Origin of the sequence: Anaeromassilibacillus sp. An200 (genome assembly GCF_002160025.1) — a bacterium.
Taxonomy (GTDB): domain Bacteria; phylum Bacillota; class Clostridia; order Oscillospirales; family Acutalibacteraceae; genus Caccousia; species Caccousia stercoris.
In genome coordinates, this window is record NZ_NFJU01000148.1 from 1 (window position 1) to 543 (window position 543).

2 tRNA genes are annotated in these 543 nt (G+C 54.0%); both read right to left on the reverse strand.

What is annotated here, in order from left to right:
- Positions 1-12 precede the first annotated feature (12 nt).
- A tRNA-Ile gene (locus B5F35_RS18325) sits at positions 13-89 on the reverse strand.
- A 194-nt stretch (positions 90-283) separates the two neighbouring features.
- A tRNA-Ala gene (locus B5F35_RS18330) sits at positions 284-359 on the reverse strand.
- Positions 360-543 lie beyond the last annotated feature (184 nt).

The window sequence follows — 543 nt, forward strand, 5'->3', positions numbered from 1 at the left end:
TTCGGGAGCTTGTGGTGGGCTTAGGTGGACTCGAACCACCGACCTCACGCTTATCAGGCGTGCGCTCTAACCGGCTGAGCTATAAGCCCATAATTCCGGACCAGGTTCTAACCCTCGCCCCAGCTCCGCTGGACGGACGCTCGCTGCGGCGACTCCGCGCCTTGCTCGTTCCTTCTCAGAAAGCTGCTCCCTTTTCGGGAGTTTGTTCAGACTGTCCCGCTACACTTAGCTTGCCATTTCGCTTTCGCTCAATAGCGGGCCTTTGCGTGCAGACTCAGTCTGCTGGTGGAGATAAACGGGATCGAACCGTTGACCTCCTGCTTGCAAAGCAGGCGCTCTCCCAGCTGAGCTATACCCCCATATCTTTGGCGGCGTTCAGTGGGACGTTTCTTTTCCGTTTGCCACCGTGAAGATTCTGTTTTCTTCCGTCCAGCACGTCTAACTTTACGAACGTGAAGTTAGACCGCCGACGAAGTCGGCAAAACCTTCAAAATTAAACAACGATTGATTTCTTCCATATCCGTAACCTGACCTTGGATGTCT